The 15,324-nt window shown below is 63.4% G+C and carries 14 protein-coding genes and 1 pseudogene; 12 read left to right on the forward strand and 3 right to left on the reverse strand.

Translation table 11 applies throughout. The features are described 5' to 3' along the window. Nucleotides 1–111 precede the first annotated feature (111 nt). Nucleotides 112–822 carry a Crp/Fnr family transcriptional regulator gene (locus MF134_RS23105; protein ID WP_255341762.1) on the forward strand — a complete coding sequence of 237 codons (711 nt, stop codon included), beginning with the start codon at nucleotides 112–114 and terminating at the stop codon, nucleotides 820–822. A 3-nt stretch (nucleotides 823–825) separates the two neighbouring features. Here MF134_RS23105 and MF134_RS23110 read toward each other — a convergent pair whose 3' ends face one another. Further along, nucleotides 826–1,116, reverse strand: a complete 291-nt coding sequence (locus MF134_RS23110) for a DUF6522 family protein (protein ID WP_255341746.1) — start codon at nucleotides 1,114–1,116, stop codon at nucleotides 826–828. 10 nt (nucleotides 1,117–1,126) lie between these two features. Further along, entirely contained in the window at nucleotides 1,127–1,369 is a 243-nt protein-coding gene (locus tag MF134_RS23115; RefSeq protein WP_369695451.1) for a DUF1858 domain-containing protein, read from the reverse strand. Between the two features lie 134 nt (nucleotides 1,370–1,503). Here MF134_RS23115 and MF134_RS23120 point away from each other — a divergent pair, with 134 nt between their 5' ends. The 9 genes from MF134_RS23120 to MF134_RS23160 all read left to right on the forward strand — a co-directional run bounded on the left by MF134_RS23120 (nucleotide 1,504) and on the right by MF134_RS23160 (nucleotide 11,792). After that, nucleotides 1,504–2,682: an NnrS family protein gene (locus tag MF134_RS23120; RefSeq protein WP_255341748.1), complete on the forward strand. Its 1,179-nt coding sequence runs from the start codon at nucleotides 1,504–1,506 to the stop codon at nucleotides 2,680–2,682. A gap of 115 nt (nucleotides 2,683–2,797) precedes the next feature. Continuing rightward, nucleotides 2,798–2,977 carry a twin-arginine translocase TatA/TatE family subunit gene (locus tag MF134_RS23125; protein ID WP_255341749.1) on the forward strand — a complete coding sequence of 60 codons (180 nt, stop codon included), beginning with the start codon at nucleotides 2,798–2,800 and terminating at the stop codon, nucleotides 2,975–2,977. A gap of 59 nt (nucleotides 2,978–3,036) precedes the next feature. Then, a complete protein-coding gene (locus tag MF134_RS23130) occupies nucleotides 3,037–5,301 on the forward strand; it encodes a NosR/NirI family protein (protein WP_255341750.1) in 2,265 nt (754 codons plus the stop codon). Nucleotides 5,302–5,328: 27 nt separating this feature from the next. Further along, complete coding sequence (gene nosZ, locus MF134_RS23135) at nucleotides 5,329–7,224, forward strand: TAT-dependent nitrous-oxide reductase (RefSeq protein WP_255341751.1); 1,896 nt, start codon at nucleotides 5,329–5,331, stop codon at nucleotides 7,222–7,224. An 11-nt stretch (nucleotides 7,225–7,235) separates the two neighbouring features. Then, nucleotides 7,236–8,516: a nitrous oxide reductase family maturation protein NosD gene (locus tag MF134_RS23140; RefSeq protein ID WP_255341753.1), complete on the forward strand. Its 1,281-nt coding sequence runs from the start codon at nucleotides 7,236–7,238 to the stop codon at nucleotides 8,514–8,516. Then, the gene (locus tag MF134_RS23145; protein ID WP_255341754.1) at nucleotides 8,513–9,427 is read left to right on the forward strand and encodes an ABC transporter ATP-binding protein; all 915 of its coding nucleotides are present in this window, start codon (nucleotides 8,513–8,515) and stop codon (nucleotides 9,425–9,427) included. The genes MF134_RS23140 and MF134_RS23145 overlap by 4 nt, the downstream gene beginning before the upstream one ends. After that, nucleotides 9,424–10,260: an ABC transporter permease gene (locus tag MF134_RS23150; protein WP_255341755.1), complete on the forward strand. Its 837-nt coding sequence runs from the start codon at nucleotides 9,424–9,426 to the stop codon at nucleotides 10,258–10,260. The genes MF134_RS23145 and MF134_RS23150 overlap by 4 nt, the downstream gene beginning before the upstream one ends. Continuing rightward, complete coding sequence (locus MF134_RS23155) at nucleotides 10,257–10,817, forward strand: nitrous oxide reductase accessory protein NosL (RefSeq protein WP_255341756.1); 561 nt, start codon at nucleotides 10,257–10,259, stop codon at nucleotides 10,815–10,817. The genes MF134_RS23150 and MF134_RS23155 overlap by 4 nt, the downstream gene beginning before the upstream one ends. Nucleotides 10,818–10,820: 3 nt before the next feature. Beyond that, a complete protein-coding gene (locus MF134_RS23160) occupies nucleotides 10,821–11,792 on the forward strand; it encodes an FAD:protein FMN transferase (protein WP_255341757.1) in 972 nt (323 codons plus the stop codon). 84 nt (nucleotides 11,793–11,876) lie between these two features. On the opposite strand, the gene MF134_RS23165 is transcribed toward MF134_RS23160, so the two are convergent. Then, on the reverse strand, nucleotides 11,877–12,326 hold the full coding sequence (locus tag MF134_RS23165) for a pseudoazurin (protein WP_255341758.1): 450 nt from the start codon (nucleotides 12,324–12,326) through the stop codon (nucleotides 11,877–11,879). A gap of 309 nt (nucleotides 12,327–12,635) precedes the next feature. Between MF134_RS23165 and MF134_RS23170 the strand changes: the two genes are divergently transcribed. Together MF134_RS23170 and MF134_RS23175 are read left to right on the forward strand one after the other, a co-directional pair. Then, nucleotides 12,636–13,817: an HPP family protein gene (locus MF134_RS23170; RefSeq protein WP_255341759.1), complete on the forward strand. Its 1,182-nt coding sequence runs from the start codon at nucleotides 12,636–12,638 to the stop codon at nucleotides 13,815–13,817. A 225-nt stretch (nucleotides 13,818–14,042) separates the two neighbouring features. Then, nucleotides 14,043–15,304: pseudogene (locus tag MF134_RS23175) on the forward strand (IS5 family transposase); the annotation flags it as partial. Between the last annotated feature and the right edge of the window lie 20 nt (nucleotides 15,305–15,324).

Raw genomic sequence — 15,324 nt, forward strand, 5'->3', positions numbered from 1 at the left:
GGGCTTGCCGCTCCACGTCTCCTGGATCGTTGTGGCGAGGCGGATCATTGAGTAGAGGTGCCGGCTTGCAGGCGTGCCCGAGAATCACGAGAGCGCCGATGGAGACGAATGATGACAGCCCAACGGATAGACAGGTCCGTGCTGAAGGAGCTCGACATCTTCGCCACGATGGCGGACGAGGATCTGGACGCGGTTCTGCAATCGGCCCATACGCGCCGGTTGGCGACCGGCGTGTCCGTCTTCAATCAGGGCGATCCGGCCGCTGAGTTCTTCGCACTCCTGCATGGCCGGTTGAAAGTGACCCAGACCGCTCCGGACGGCCAGCAGATCCTCGTTCGACACGTTCATCCTGGCGATATCTACGGCATCGCCAAGGCGATCCGCCGCAGCGACTATCCCGGCACGGCGACGGCCGTGGTCGAAAGCCTGACGATGGTCTGGCCCATGAGCCAGTGGGATTTTCTCGTCGCCCGCTGCCCGACTCTGGCCGTCAATGCACTGGCGACGGTCGGCGAGCGCCTTCAGGAAGCCCATACGCGTATCCGCGAGCTTGGGACGGAAGGAGTGGAGCGACGGGTTGCCCACGCGCTGCTGCGCCTCGTTCATCAGGCTGGCCGAAAGACGGAGGAGGGCATTCTGATCGACTTCCCCATCACGCGTCTCGATATCGCGGAGATGACCGGCGCAACGCTGCATACCGTCAGCCGTCTGTTGAGCGCCTGGGAAGGTCGGGGGCTGATCTGCAGCTCCCGCAAGAAGATTGTCGTGTGCAATCCGCATGGTTTGGTGGCCCTCGCGGATGGCCGGGCAGAACAGAACTGAAATTCATGGTGCCGGACGGTGCAGCGCAGTTGGCATTTCCTCTCCCGCAAATACGATCGAGGAGCGGCGCAGCACATTGCCACCCTCGTCGACGATCAGGGTCAGTCGTGTTCCGCGATGGAAGAAGACGAGCCGGAACGTCCCGGCATCCTCGCCTTCGCCCTGATCGAGCCGGCTCGTGATGGCTCCTTGCCGCATCAGCAACTGAACATCCCCGACAGGAAGCTCGAAACCTTCGGCAACGAGCGCGGCATCGATGTCGAAGCCGCCTAGTGTGGATGTGATTTGGGTCATGAGCAACCTCTCATTGTTCTCTCGCCCGGGATCCGTCGATGGACAGGACATCCGCCAGTTCCGCCAGCAATGAGTCCAACTCGATCCCATGCTCGCGGCATGCGTCGGCGATCGTGTGGCTCGGAGCGAAGGGGCAGCCGATGCAAAGCATCCGCCGTCGAATGAAGACCGGAATCGCAGCCTTGTGGCGTTTGAGAAGGTCGTCGACGGCGAGGTCGGGTCGGACTGAGGAAAGACGCGGCACGGCTGTCACCGGTTCATGAATTCACGTGGCCTGATCAAAGACCTGTAGCGCCGATCCTCGCGGTCTTCTTTGTTCGCGAACAACGTCGGCGAGCATTCTTGCCTCTATTCCGCATCATGAGCACAATAGAAGGTGTCTGTCTCATGTCCGCGTCCCCGAGACTGGTCGCGTCCCGGATGAGGACGGAGGCGGGATGGCTGTTCGCCGCCTCCTTTCGTCCGTTCTTTCTCGGCGCCTGTCTGTATGCCGCTGCGGCCGTCCCGCTTTGGGCGTGGATGTTCGTTTCCGGAGTTGGCGAGGTCGCTCATTTGCCGCCGTTCGCATGGCATGCCCATGAGATGGTGTTCGGATTTCTGCCCGCGGTCATCGCTGGTTATCTCCTGTCGGCTACGCCAAATTGGTCGGGCAAGCTGCCGACTTCCGGCTATCGCCTCGCCGCGCTGTTCGCGCTCTGGCTCGCAGGTCGCGTTCTGCCGCTCGTCCTGCCGTTCTGGCTGGGGACGATCGTTGATGCGATCTTTCCGCTGACGCTTTTTCTGGCACTGGTCCGCGAAGCCCGGGTCAAGGCGGCGCAGCAGTCACGGCATGGTCTAATGCTGTTTCCGCTCCTGGCTCTCGCCTCGATCGCCCATCGTCTTCTGTCCGGCGACGCCGAGGTCGCGGCCATGCTCGCCCGCACGGGGATCAGCGTTGGCGCCCTGCTGATCGCGGCCGTCGGAGGCAGGCTGGTACCGAGCTTCACCCGCAACGCCCTGTCCGGTGCGCGTGCCGAGCGGGTGCCGGAACCCTATGGCCAATTCGACATGGCCGTTCTGTTTGTCGCCTCCGCCGGACTGGTGTCCTTTGTCGTTGCACCCGATCATCCGTTGACGGCCGTGACGATGACGGGGGCGGGCGTACTCCATGTCGTTCGTCTGATGCGTTGGCGGGGATGGCTGCTCCACGAAATGGGCATCGCAGCGTTTCATCTGGGCTATGGCTGGCTCGCGGCGGGGACGCTGCTTGCGGGGCTGGCCGCCCGACCGTTTCTTCTGGTTCCGCCCGATGCCGCCCTTCACGCCCTGACTGCGGGGGCCATCGGCACGATGACGCTCGCCGTCATGGGGCGCCTGTCGGCAACGCGAGGGCAGGGACGCCGTGCCGCGCCGCAGCCGATGCGCTTGGCCCTGATCACCGCGAATCTGGCAGCTCTGGCACGTGGGGCGGCGCCCTTGGTTGCGGAGTTTTACGTGCCGCTTCTCGGCATTAGCGCGGTGCTCTGGTTCCTCGCCTTTGCAATTCTGCCGCTAGCCCATCTGCGGCCGCGTCTCGACGGGAAATGAGTGCCGAGTTTGCGCAACCGCAAAGTCCAATCCCGGCCTCTGGACTACAGCATCGACACGGAGACCGGAGCCGCTCTTCGGGAAACGAAAGCACGATGCACAGAGGGGTCCAGCCATGGGTAGTTTCAGCATCTGGCACTGGCTCATTGTCCTTGCGGTTGTGATGCTGCTGTTCGGGCGCGGCAAGATCCCGGAGGTCATGGGCGACGTCGCCAGAGGCATCAAAGCCTTCAAGAGGGGCCTGAACGAGGACGCACCCGCCGCCCTCGACAACGACCTTTCGCCCCGGCTTTGAGACGAGACGGCCACTGGACGCGGCTCGCTCAAGCGTTTCGGGCAACCAAGGAACAAATCATGCAACGCCACGACACCGGCGCGAAATGCGCGCACGGATGGGGCTTTCGCGCGCTTGCGTTACTGCTCCTGATGCTCTTGTCGCCGGCTCCGGCGCAGGCCGTGTCGGGCGGGCCGCTCGTCGGCGAATATCTCGAGACCGTCGTTGCCGCTGACCTCGTGCCCGGCGCCGACGCCTTTGGTGAAATCCGTGAGGATCTCCCCGTGGTGCCCGCCCTTTCGGACGGAAAGACGATCGGCTGGGTGTTCCTCACCTCCGATTTCGTGCCCACCACCGGCTATTCCGGCAAACCCATCCATATCCTCACCGGCATCTCCGATGAAGCGTTCGTGACCGGCGTGCGGCTCGTGAAGCACTCCGAGCCGATCGTCCTGGTCGGGATCCCGGAGGCGAAGATCAAGGCGGTCACGGAACGTTACGCCGGCCTCGACCTCAACAAGGAAGCGTCGGGCGAGGACACCGGCCATGATCTCGATATCGTCTCCGGCGCGACCGTCACCATCATGGTGATCGACGATTCGATCCGGCGCGCCGCCATCAAGGTGGCCAAGGCGCTTTCACTTGGGAGTTTCGAGCCAGAGACCGGACCGGCGGGGCCGCAGCAGGTCGTCGATCGCAGCGTCGATGCGGTGCAGGACTGGCAGACCCTTTCCGGTGACGGCTCGCTGCGGCACTTCGTCGTCGATGTGCCGACCATCAACCGGGATTTTGCCGACCTCGGCGACGAGCGCACCGAAAAGCATGTCGAGCCTGGGCCGGACACGGACTCTTACATCGATCTGTGGGTCGGACTCGTCAGCCAGCCCTCGATCGGGCGAAGCCTCCTCGGGGATGCGGCCTACGACAATCTCGAAGGTCTGCTGAAAGATGGCGACGAAGCCATCCTGATCGCAGGCAACGGCCGCTGGTCCTTCAAGGGGTCGGGCTATGTGCGGGGCGGCATCTTCGACCGCATCCAGGTGATCCAGGACGACATCTCTCACCGTTTCCGCGACCGCGAGCACCGCCGCGTCGTGCGCATCGTGGCCGATGGCGCGCCCGGCTTCGAGGAGGCGGACCTGTTCATCGTGCCGGCAAGTGCAGGGTTCGATCCCGCAAAGCCCTGGCGCCTCCAACTGCTGGTGCAGCGCGCCGTCGGACCGATCGAGAAGGTCTTCCTCACCTACGATGTTGGGTACGACCTACCAGAGCGCTATCTGAAGACGATCGCACCGCGGCCTCAAGCCGAGACGGCCGCCGCCAGCGACGCTCCGGCCGAGGCGGTGGTCCCGGAAGACGCGGCGGATATCCGCAATGCGCTGTGGACGCGGATCTGGCAGGCCAAGCGGACCGAGATCGTCATTCTCGGCGCCGGACTCCTCTTTCTGACGGCACTGTTCTTCTTCCAGTCGCTCGCGACCCGGAACGAGCGGGTGTTCGGCATCATCCGCACCCTCTTCCTCGTCTTCACGCTGTTCTTCATCGGCTGGTACGCCAACGCCCAGCTCTCCGTGGTCAACGTGCTGGCTTTCGCCTCGGCGGTGTTTTCCGACTTCCGGTGGGAGACGTTCCTGATGGACCCGTTGATCTTCCTCCTGTGGTTCGCGGTGGCGGCGGCGCTCCTGTTCTGGGCGCGCGGGGCCTATTGCGGCTGGCTGTGCCCGTTCGGCGCCCTGCAGGAACTGACCAACAAGATCGCCCGCGCGCTCAAGGTGCCCCAAGTCACGCTGCCCTGGGGGCTGCATGAGCGGCTGTGGCCCTTGAAGTACATCATCTTCCTCGGCCTGTTCGGCCTGTCGCTCTACTCGCTGTCCGCCGCCGAGCACTATGCCGAGGTCGAGCCGTTCAAGACCGCGATCATCCTCAAGTTCGATCGCTCGTGGCCCTATGTCCTGTTCGCGCTAGCGTGCCTCGTTCCGGGCCTGTTCATCGAGCGTTTCTACTGCCGCTACGTTTGCCCGCTCGGCGCGGGCCTCGCGATCCCGGCCCGCCTCCACATGTTCCGCTGGCTCAAGCGCTACAAGGAATGCGGCAATCCCTGTCAGACCTGCGCGCATGAATGCCCGGTCCAGGCCATCCATCCCACCGGCGAGATCAATCCGAACGAGTGCATCTCCTGCCTCCACTGCCAAGTGCTCTACCAGCACACCAAGCGGTGTCCGGTGGTCGTCGCCCGTATCAAGAAGCGCGAGCGCTTTGAGAAGCAGATCGGCATCAAGCCGTCCGGACCGGCGCAGCCGGCCGTCCAAACGCCGGCCCGAGACGCGCCGGCTCCAGCATCCTGAGATTCAAGCAAGAGAGGGAAAACGAACATGTCGGACGAGACGACGAAGATCTCACGGCGCTCGCTGTTCAGCGGCACAGCCGGCGGAGCCGTGCTCGCCGGGGCGGTGCTGACCGGCGGCAGAAGCCTCATCGGACCCGCCGCTGCCCAGGAAAAGGCCAGCGTCGAGGTCAAACCCGGCGAACTCGACGAGTATTACGGCTTCTGGTCGTCCGGTCAGTCGGGAGAGATCAGGGTCATCGGCATGCCGTCGATGCGCGAACTGGTCCGCATTCCGGTGTTCAATCGCTGTTCGGCCACCGGATGGGGTTCGACCAACGAAAGCCTGAAGGTCCTGACAGAGGGCCTCCTGCCGGAGACGAAGGAGTTCCTCGCCAAGCGCGGCATGCAGACCTACCACAACGGTGATCTGCACCATCCGCACATGTCGTTCACCGAGGGCACCTATGACGGTCGCTACCTCTTCGCCAACGACAAGGCAAACACCCGCGTCGCACGTATCCGCTGCGACGTCATGAAGACCGACAAGATCATCGAGATCCCGAACACCTCGGACATCCACGGTCTGCGTCCGCAGAAATGGCCGCGCACCGGCTACGTCTTCGCCAACGGCGAGCACCGAATCCCGCTGCCCAACGACGGCATGATCCTCGACGATCCGACGAAGTACGTCTCCATCTTCACCGCGATCGATGGCGATACGATGGAGGTGGCCTGGCAGGTCATCGTCGACGGCAATCTCGACAATTGCGATGCCGACTATGCCGGCAAATATGCCTTCTCGACCTGCTACAACTCGGAAGAGGGCGTCACACTCGCCGAGATGACCGCCAAGGAGCAGGACTGGGTCGTCATCTTCAACATCAAGCGCATCGAAGAGGCGGTGAAGAAGGGCGACTACAAGGAATACAACGGCGTCAAGGTGATCGACGGTCGCCATGGTTCGCCCTACACCGCCTACGTCCCGGTCTCCAACAGCCCGCATGGCTGCAACATGGCGCCGGACAAGAAGCACCTTTGCATCAACGGCAAGCTGTCTCCGACGGTGACGGTGATCGACGTCGATCTGATCGAGGCGGTGTTCGACGGCGCCGAGCCGCGTTCGGCCGTCGTCGCCGAGCCGGAACTGGGCCTCGGGCCGCTCCATACCGCCTTCGACGGCAAGGGTAACGCCTTCACCACGCTGTTCCTCGACAGCCAGGTGGCGATGTGGAACATCGACAAAGCCATCCGGAAGTTCCAGGGCGAGGATGTCGATCCGATCCTTCAGAAGATCGATGTCCACTACCAGCCGGGCCACAACCACACCTCCATGGGCGAAACCCTGGAGGCGGACGGCAAATACCTCATCTCCTTGAACAAGTTCTCCAAGGACCGCTTCCTGAACGTCGGTCCGCTGAAGCCGGAGAACGACCAGCTCATAGACATCTCCGGGGGCGGGATGGAGCTCATCCACGATGGGCCGACCTTCGCCGAGCCGCACGACTGCATCATCGTGCGTCCCGACATCGTCAATCCTGTATCGGTCTGGGATCGCAAGGACCCGATGTTCGCCGAGGCCCGCAAACAGGCCGAGGCCGATGGCGTCGATCCCGACTGGCCGGCCGACGTGATCCGCGACGGCAACAAGGTGCGCGTGTGGATGCATTCCGTGGCGCCCGCCTTCTCGCTCGAGCAGTTCGAGGTCAACGAGGGTGACGAGGTGACGGTCTACGTCACCAACATGGATGAGGTGGACGACCTGACGCACGGCTTCACCCTCGGCAACCATGGCGTCGCCATGGAGGTCGCACCGCAGGCGACGGCCTCCATCACCTTCACGGCCGACCGGCCGGGCGTGCACTGGTACTACTGCCAGTGGTTCTGCCACGCGCTCCACATGGAGATGCGCGGCCGCATGCTGGTCAAGCCCAAGAGCGCCTGAGGAACGGCCTAATGCGACGCTTCATAAGACTCCTGGCGCTTGTCCTTCTGCTGGGCGGACCGCTTGACGCGGCCGCCGAAGAGATCGCCGTCGCGCCTGGAGCGGGAGCGATCGCAGCGGCCATCGACAAGGCAGAGCCGGGGGATGTCCTCCGGCTCGACGCCGGCACCTATCCCGGGGCCATAACGGTCGACCGGCCGCTGACCATTCTCGGCGGCGGCCAGGCGCGGATCGTCGGTCCCGGAGAAGGCACCGTCATCATGGTCACCGCCGACGACGTCACGGTTCGCGGTGTCGTCGTCACCGGTTCCGGCGTCCGACTCGACGAGCTCGATGCCGGCATCGCCATCGCCAAAGGCGCAGATCGGGCACGCATCCTCGACAACCGGGTCGAGGGCAATCTGATCGGCATCGACGTGCAGGGCGGCATCGATGCCATCGTCAGCCGCAACCGCATCGCCAATCGCAGCGATCTGCGCCGCAACGAGCGCGGTTCCGGCCTTTACGTGTGGAACGCACCGGGGCTCCTGGCGGAGGACAACGAGATTTCCGGCGGCCGCGACGGCATCTTCGTCACCACCTCGCATCACGCCGTCTATCGGGGAAACCGGATGTCGGACCTGCGCTTCGCCTTCCACTCGATGTACGCCAACGACGTCGAGGTTGCCGGCAACGTCTCGCGCGACAATGAGATGGGCTTCGCCTTCATGTATTCGAAGAAGCTCGCCGTGCGGGACAATCTGTCCGTCGGCGATCGGACCCACGGCATCTTCCTGAACTTCGTCAACAACTCGGTGTTCGAGCACAATGCGGTGCGCGAGGGCGGCGAGAAGTGCCTCTTCGTCTACAACGCCAATTCCGACCGCGTGAGCGGAAACCTCTTCGAGGGCTGCGGCATCGGCGTTCACTTCACCGCCGGGTCGCAGAACGTCACGGTTGTCGGCAACGCCTTCGTCAACAATCGCACCCAGGTGAAACATGTCGGCACCCGCTGGCTCGAATGGAGCGAGGACGGGCGCGGCAATTACTGGTCCGATCACGTCGCCTACGACATCGATGGCGACGGCCTCGCCGATGCGCCTTACCGTCCGAACGACGCGATCGACCTGGTCACCTGGCGCCAGCCCATGGCCAAGCTGCTCCTCGGCTCGCCGGCGGTCCAGCTCATCCGCTGGTCCCAGTCGCGCTTCCCGGAGCTGCTTCCCGGCGGCGTCATCGACAGCCGTCCCCTGATGCGCCCCGAGGGCATCGGCGTGAGACCAGACAATCAACGACAGGCGGGTCAGCCATGACAAACGAGACTCTTCTAGGCGTCGACGATCTGACGATCGCCTTCGGTTCGCTGACAGCGCTCGATCATGTCTCGCTGTCGGTCCAAAAGGGCGAACGGCTGGCCTTGCTCGGCCACAACGGCGCCGGCAAATCCACCCTTTTTCGCGCCATCCTCGGCTTTCTCTCCCTGAATACGGGCACGATTCGCATCGCGGATGCGGCGCCCGGCAGCGAACGCGCGCGGCGCGCCGTCAGCTATCTTCCCGAAGCGGTTGCCTTTTCCAAAGCGCTGACAGGGTCTGAGGTGATCACCTATTTCGCCCGGCTCAAGGGCGAGCCCCCGAGGAAAGCGCTCGAACTCCTGGAGACGGTCGGCATCGCGGATGCCTCGAAGCGGCGCGTCGGCACCTATTCCAAGGGCATGCGCCAGCGTCTCGGGCTCGCCCAGGCCCTCATTGGCCGGCCTGACCTCCTGCTTCTGGACGAGCCGACCAGCGGCCTCGATCCCATCTCGCGGGGTGAATTCTACGACCTCGTCGACCGGGTCGCCAGACAGGGCGCGGCCGTGCTGCTGTCCTCCCATTCATTGACCGAGGTCGAGGCGAAGACCGACCGGGTCGCGATCCTGTCGAAGGGGAGGCTGGTGGCCGAGGGCCGTCTGGCCGATCTCGCGGGTGCGGCCGCTTTGCCCATCAAGGTGCGCGTCAGAGCGAAGGGAGCCGATGCGGACGCACTGCACGCCAAGATCGGCGGGCGGCGTCTCAACGGTCGCTCGGTGGAACTCGACTGCGGGACCGGCGACAAGATGGCGGTGCTGTCGCGTCTCGCCGCGCTCGGCGACGTCGTTGCCGATATCGAGATCGACACCCCGCGGCTCGACGACGTCTACCGCCATTACAGCAAACCGCCGGCCCCGGGAGACGCAGCATGAAATCCCTGTCCCGTATTGCAGCCGTGGCAAACACTGAAACACGGCTGGCCAGCCGCAACCGTTGGGTCCTGCTTGCGACCTTGATCCTGGTGCTTTTCGCGCTCGCGCTGGCCTTCCTCGGGGCGGGGCCGGCAGGTTCTCGCGGGGCGAGTGCGCTGACGCTGACGGCGGCGAGCCTCGCGACCCTGTCGGTCTATCTCATTCCGCTGATCGCGCTACTCCTCTCCTATGAAACGATCGCCGGCGAAATCGAGCGCAACACCCTGCCACTGGTGCTGGCGACACCGGTCCGCCGTTCCGAGATCCTGATCGGCAAGTTCCTCGGCCATATTGCCGTCCTGTCCGTGGCGACTGTCGTCGGCTACGGCATCGCCGGCGCCGCGGTGACACTTGTCCATGGCTTCGATCCGGGCGGCGCACTTGCCTGGACGAGGCTCATCGTCACGGGAATACTGCTCGGTGCGGTCTTCGTCGCGATCGGCATCCTGGTCTCCGCATCGACGCCGCGGGTCGGAACGGCCGCCGCGCTTCTCGTGGGTATCTGGTTGCTTCTCGTCGTTCTTTACGATCTCGCTCTTCTGGCGGGATTGATCGTCGACGATGGCGGCATGTTCACCAAGACCATCTTCCCGCTGCTGGTGGTCGCCAATCCCGGCGATGCCTTCCGTCTTTTCAATCTGGCCGCCCTCGAGGCTTCTGCGCCCGTTGGCGGGATCGACGGGCTGGCACGCAGCCTGCCGTTTCCGCCCGCGCTGGCGCTGGCGGCCCTGGCAGGCTGGCTCGTCGTCATGCTGTCGGCCGGCCTTGCCCGCTTCCGGAGACTTCGTCCATGAAATCGCTCATCGTCGCCGCGGCCCTGACAGCCGCTCTCGCGGGGCTTTCGGCCTGTTCGCAAGAGACGGATACCAAGCCCCTTCCCGTCGCCATGACCGATGAAGCGGTCGGGCATTACTGTCAGATGTATGTGATGGACCATGACGGGCCGAAGGCGCAGATCCATCTGGCACACACGGACCATCCGCTGTGGTTCGCTCAGGTCAGCGACGCCGTCGCCTATCTCCACGATCCCGAACGCGACGCCGAGATCCGAGCCGTCTATGTCAGCGACATGGGCGCAGCAGCAAGCTGGGGTGCCCCGGGCGTCGACAATTGGATCGATGCCGACGCAGCAAGCTACGTCATCGAGAGCGAGCGGAAGGGCGGCATGGAAGTGCCCGAAGCCATCCCCTTCGCCACGCGCGAAGAGGCCGAAGCCTTCATTGCCGAGAAGGGCGGACGCCTCGTGAGTCTCGCCGATATTCCCGACAGCTATGTGCGCACCCGCGCCATGCCCGGCGCGGACGCGGCAGAGACGGACGGGGCGATGCCGGCAGCACATGCAAGGATGTAAATGATGGACGCGACCCTCTCGTCTCGGATCAGCCGCCGACGGCTGCTCTTCATCGGCGCGGCCTTCGCCGGCTCCGCCGTCGCAAGCTCGTGGCCCGCGAGCGCCCTGGCCGCGGCAACGTTCCGGCGCTGGACCGGCCAGGCTCTGGGTGCTCACGCGACGATCCAGCTCGCCGGTGCGCCGCAGCCCTTGGCGGACGAGGCCTTTGCCGCAGTGACCGCCGAAATCCGCCGGCTGGAGGCGATTTTCAGCATCTATCGGGACGACAGCGAGTTGTCCCGTCTCAACCGCCATGGAAAGCTAACCGCACCATCGCCCGAACTCTTGGCGGTGTTGACGCTTGCGGCGTCCGTGCACCGCGAGACCGGCGGCCTGTTCGATCCGACGGTGCAGCCTCTGTTCGCGGCCTATGCCGAACACTTCGCGAAAGCGAACACGCGATCGCGTGATCTGCCGCGGAAAATCTTCGATACCGCTCTCGCCAGGGTCGGCTTCAAGGCGGTTCGATTCGATGCCGGCGCCGTCGCCTATACGCGCCCCGGAATGGCGATGACCCTGAACGGCGTCGCCCAGGGCTTTATTACCGACCGGGTGGCGGCGCTGCTCAAGGCTCGGGGCTTCGAAAATGTCCTGCTCGATGTCGGCGAGATCGTCGCGCTGGGCGGCGGGCGTGACGGACGAGGATGGCGGATCGGTCTGAAGCAAGGGCCGGATGACGACACGGTCTTGGAGCGGCTGACCTTGACCGACCGGGCGGTGGCAACCTCCATGCTGCGCGGCACGACGCTCGATGCCGCGGGCCGGTTCGGACACATCATTCATCCGCGTCAGGGGCTGGTCAGGCCGGCTTTTCCGCGTGTTTCGGTCGTCGAGGACAACGGGGCGAGGGCCGATGCCCTGTCGACGGCCGCCGCCCTGATGACGTTCGATCAGATATCGCAATGGCGTGCGCGGGGCGTCGATATTCGCGTCTGATCCAACGGCCGAGAAGCCGAAAAAAGGCCGGCGGTTCATCACCGCCGGCCTTTGGGGTTTGTGTAGCTGGCGTTTTTGGGTGAGTTACTGCTTCACCCGTTCGAACAGGTCAGCGAAATTCTTCTTAGCCTTGCCGGGATTCTTGACCTTTTCGGCCTCGGCGAGATTGGTCGGTTCGCCGACCACGATCAGCGCGACCATGCCCATGCCGTAATGGGGCGTGCATCGGATGCCGTAGACGCCTTCCTCGTCCAGGGTCACCGTCACGTCCTGGCTTGGCTTGCCCTTGAAGGTCTCGGCCCCTTCCGGGATCATGCCCTTGATCGTCTCGGCGTTGTGGCCGGCATCGTCGGAGATGAAATGGATGGTATCGCCCCGCTCGGCACGTACCAGGTCGGGCTCGAAGACCATGATGCCTTTCTCCCCCTTGTTCAGCATCTTCACCTCGTGCTCGGCGGCATGGGCCGGCAGCGCCATGGCTGCGAAAGCCATGCCGGCAAAGACGGTGTTGAGGACGGCTTTGTAGTTTCTCATGGCACAGATCCTAGTTTTGACATCGGCTCGTAACCGATACCGTCGTTCTACGGTTTAAACGGCGATGGTCTTTGCGGCCACGCAAACACCATGTCGATCGACATCCAGACCGCACTGGACTTGCCTCGGAGAAGTGGAGAAATGTTTCGATTTTATGCGGCCTGCCTCTCGAATTGAAGCAGGCCGATGAAGTGGAGCGCTTCAGCAGGCTTGGACGTTGCGCCTCCATGCCCAACCAAATTTTGACGCCTGTCTTTTGTGCAGAATGCTGATAAATGCGGCACTATCTTTCGCATATTGGCATTCGCAATGGCTCGGCTTCTTCGTCGTCTTCTTCCTGACCTCGGCCACATCAGTGCGCTCGAGCAAATGCGAGCCAGCATCGGAGCGCTTATCGGCATTGCCGTTACTGGCTTCGCCACGCTCCTGCTCCTCGGTGCTGACACCGCCATCCCCCTTCTGGTGGCGCCGATGGGAGCGTCAGCGGTTCTTTTGTTCGCCGTGCCGTCCAGTCCTCTGGCTCAACCTTGGTCGATCATAGGTGGCAACGTATCTGCTGCGTTGGTCGGGATTGGTTGTCGGATACTCATTGCCGACCCGCTCCTTGCCGCAGCGGTCGCAGTCTGCGTCGCCATAGCTCTTATGTTCGTTCTGCGATGTCTTCATCCTCCAGGTGGGGCGGTTGCGGTCACCGCTGTTCTGGCTGGTCCGATCGCCGACACCTTGGGATTCGCCTTTGCCGTCGTTCCGATCGGGCTTAACTCAGCGCTCTTGCTTGCGGTGGCGCTTGTCTACAATCGATTGACCGGACGGAGATATCCGCGCCTGCGGCCATCAGGGAATGCGAATCCCCATGGCACAAGAGATCCGTTGCCGCGTGATCGGACGGGGTTCACGCTGGACGATCTTGATGTGGTGCTGGAGCGCCGAGGCAAGGTCGTTGATATCGATCGCAACGATCTGATGGAGATCCTAACGACGGCCGAGCACGAGGCTTATCGGCGCCGATCAGGCGATCTGACTTGTGGGGATGTGATGTCACGGGATGTCGTGACAGTATCGCCGACAACGACGATCGGGGAGGCGTGGGCCATCATTCGCGATCGAAATTTCAGCGTGCTTCCGGTGACAACGGACGATCGCAAACTCGTCGCCCTCCTTTCGCGGGAGAATTTCGTTGATGCTGTCGGAAAGGGTCTTGGACGACCGTCCCTGCGGGCGGACAAGCGGTTGGAGCGCGGTCTCCACCAGGGCTTTTCGACGCGATTGCCGGTGGAGAAAATTGCCTCGAAAGATCCGCAGACAGCCATGACGACGACCTCCATCGCAGAACTCGTTCCGATTCTGTCGAAAGCAGGTCTGCACCATATCGCGGTGGTTGACGAGACGTCCCGACTGATTGGGCTTGTCACCCAGACGGATCTGGTGATGGCGCTGTTCAAGGGAGATGTTGGCGGCTGTCCGCCGTCAGCACCGATGGCCCAGAATTGAGTTTGTAATTTGAGGAGGCCGAGCCAACCCAGGTCTGACGACGGACACTTGGTTAGTCGCCCGTAGAGAATTGCTGACCTTTGATTTATATGGGTTTCCGGGGCTCTACAAGATTTGGATTTTGCAAGAAAGCGGTGTGCGGCCATCGGTTTTCTTGCGATTCTGGATTCCCCTTTTGGGGCATTTGTGGTCCGATTCTTTCGTCGATGTGCGGAGGATCGGGCGATGTCGAGACCGCGGACGATCGGCAGAAGGACCTGTTCCGACCGCCGCTTTGCGAGATGATCGACATGGGGCATCCGCTGGTGCGGTTGGCCCATGAGATCGACTGGTCTTTCATCGAGAGGCGGTTCGGCGAAGTGCATCATGCCGGCGTCGGCCAGCCGCCTCTGGCGCGGCGGCTGATGGCCGGGCTGTTCATCCTCAAACACATGCATTCCTTGTCGGACGAGACGCTTGCGGCCCGCTGGGTGGGGAACCGGTACTACCAATACTTCTGCGGCGAGGAGACCTTCTGCCACAAGGCGCCGTTCGATCGCTCGTCGCTGACCCACTGGCGCCAGAGGCTGGGCGAGGAGCGGCTTTCGGCGCTGTTGCAGGAGAGCCTGTCGGTCGCCCACCGGACCAAGGCGATCGAGACGAAGGACCTGGAGCGCGTCGCGGTGGATACGACCGTCCAGGAAAAAGCGATCACCCATCCCACCGACGCCAAGCTGATGCACAAGGCGATCGTGATGTTGGGCGCGCTCGCCCGCAAGGCCGGCGTCGAACTGCGCCAGAGCTATGTCCGGGTCGCCAAGCGCGCGGCGATCATGGTCGGCCGCTATCGCCATGCCAAGCAGTTCAAGCGGGCAAACCGCCAGCTCAAATTCCTGCGCACCCGGCTCGGCCGTCTGGTCCGCGATATCCGCCGCAAAATCGAAGGTGACAGCGAATTGACGGAGATCTTCGCTCTCCCACTGTCGCTGGCCATCAGGCTTCTCATCCAGAAGCACCGCGAGCGCGGGCCGAAGGTCTATTCGCTGCATGCGCCGGAGGTCGAATACATCGGCAAGGGAAAAGCCCACAAACCCTACGAGTTCGGCTGCAAGGTCTCGGTGGCGACACCCGTCACCAAGCCGAAGGGCGGCCAGTTCGTCCTTCACGCCAAGGCCCTGCACGGCAATCCGTTCGATGGGCACACTCTCGGTCCCGTCGTCGCCGACATGGAGAAGCTCACCGGCATCGAGGCCAAGCGCATCCATGTCGACAAAGGCTATCGCGGCCACAACCATGAGAACCGCTTGCGGGTCTTCATCTCCGGCCAGATCCGACGAACCACCAAGGCCATCAAGCGTGAGATGAAGCGCCGCGCCGGTATCGAGCCCGTCATCGGACATATGAAGACCGACCACCGCATGGGAAGAAACTTCCTCCAAGGCCCCGACGGCGATCAGATCAATGCCGTCCTCGCCGCCGCAGGATACAACTTCAGCCTCCTCTTGCGCTGATTCGAGAGGCTTTGGCG

This window comes from Jiella marina, from assembly GCF_024359545.1.
In the GTDB taxonomy this organism is placed as follows: Bacteria; Pseudomonadota; Alphaproteobacteria; order Rhizobiales; family Rhizobiaceae; genus Jiella.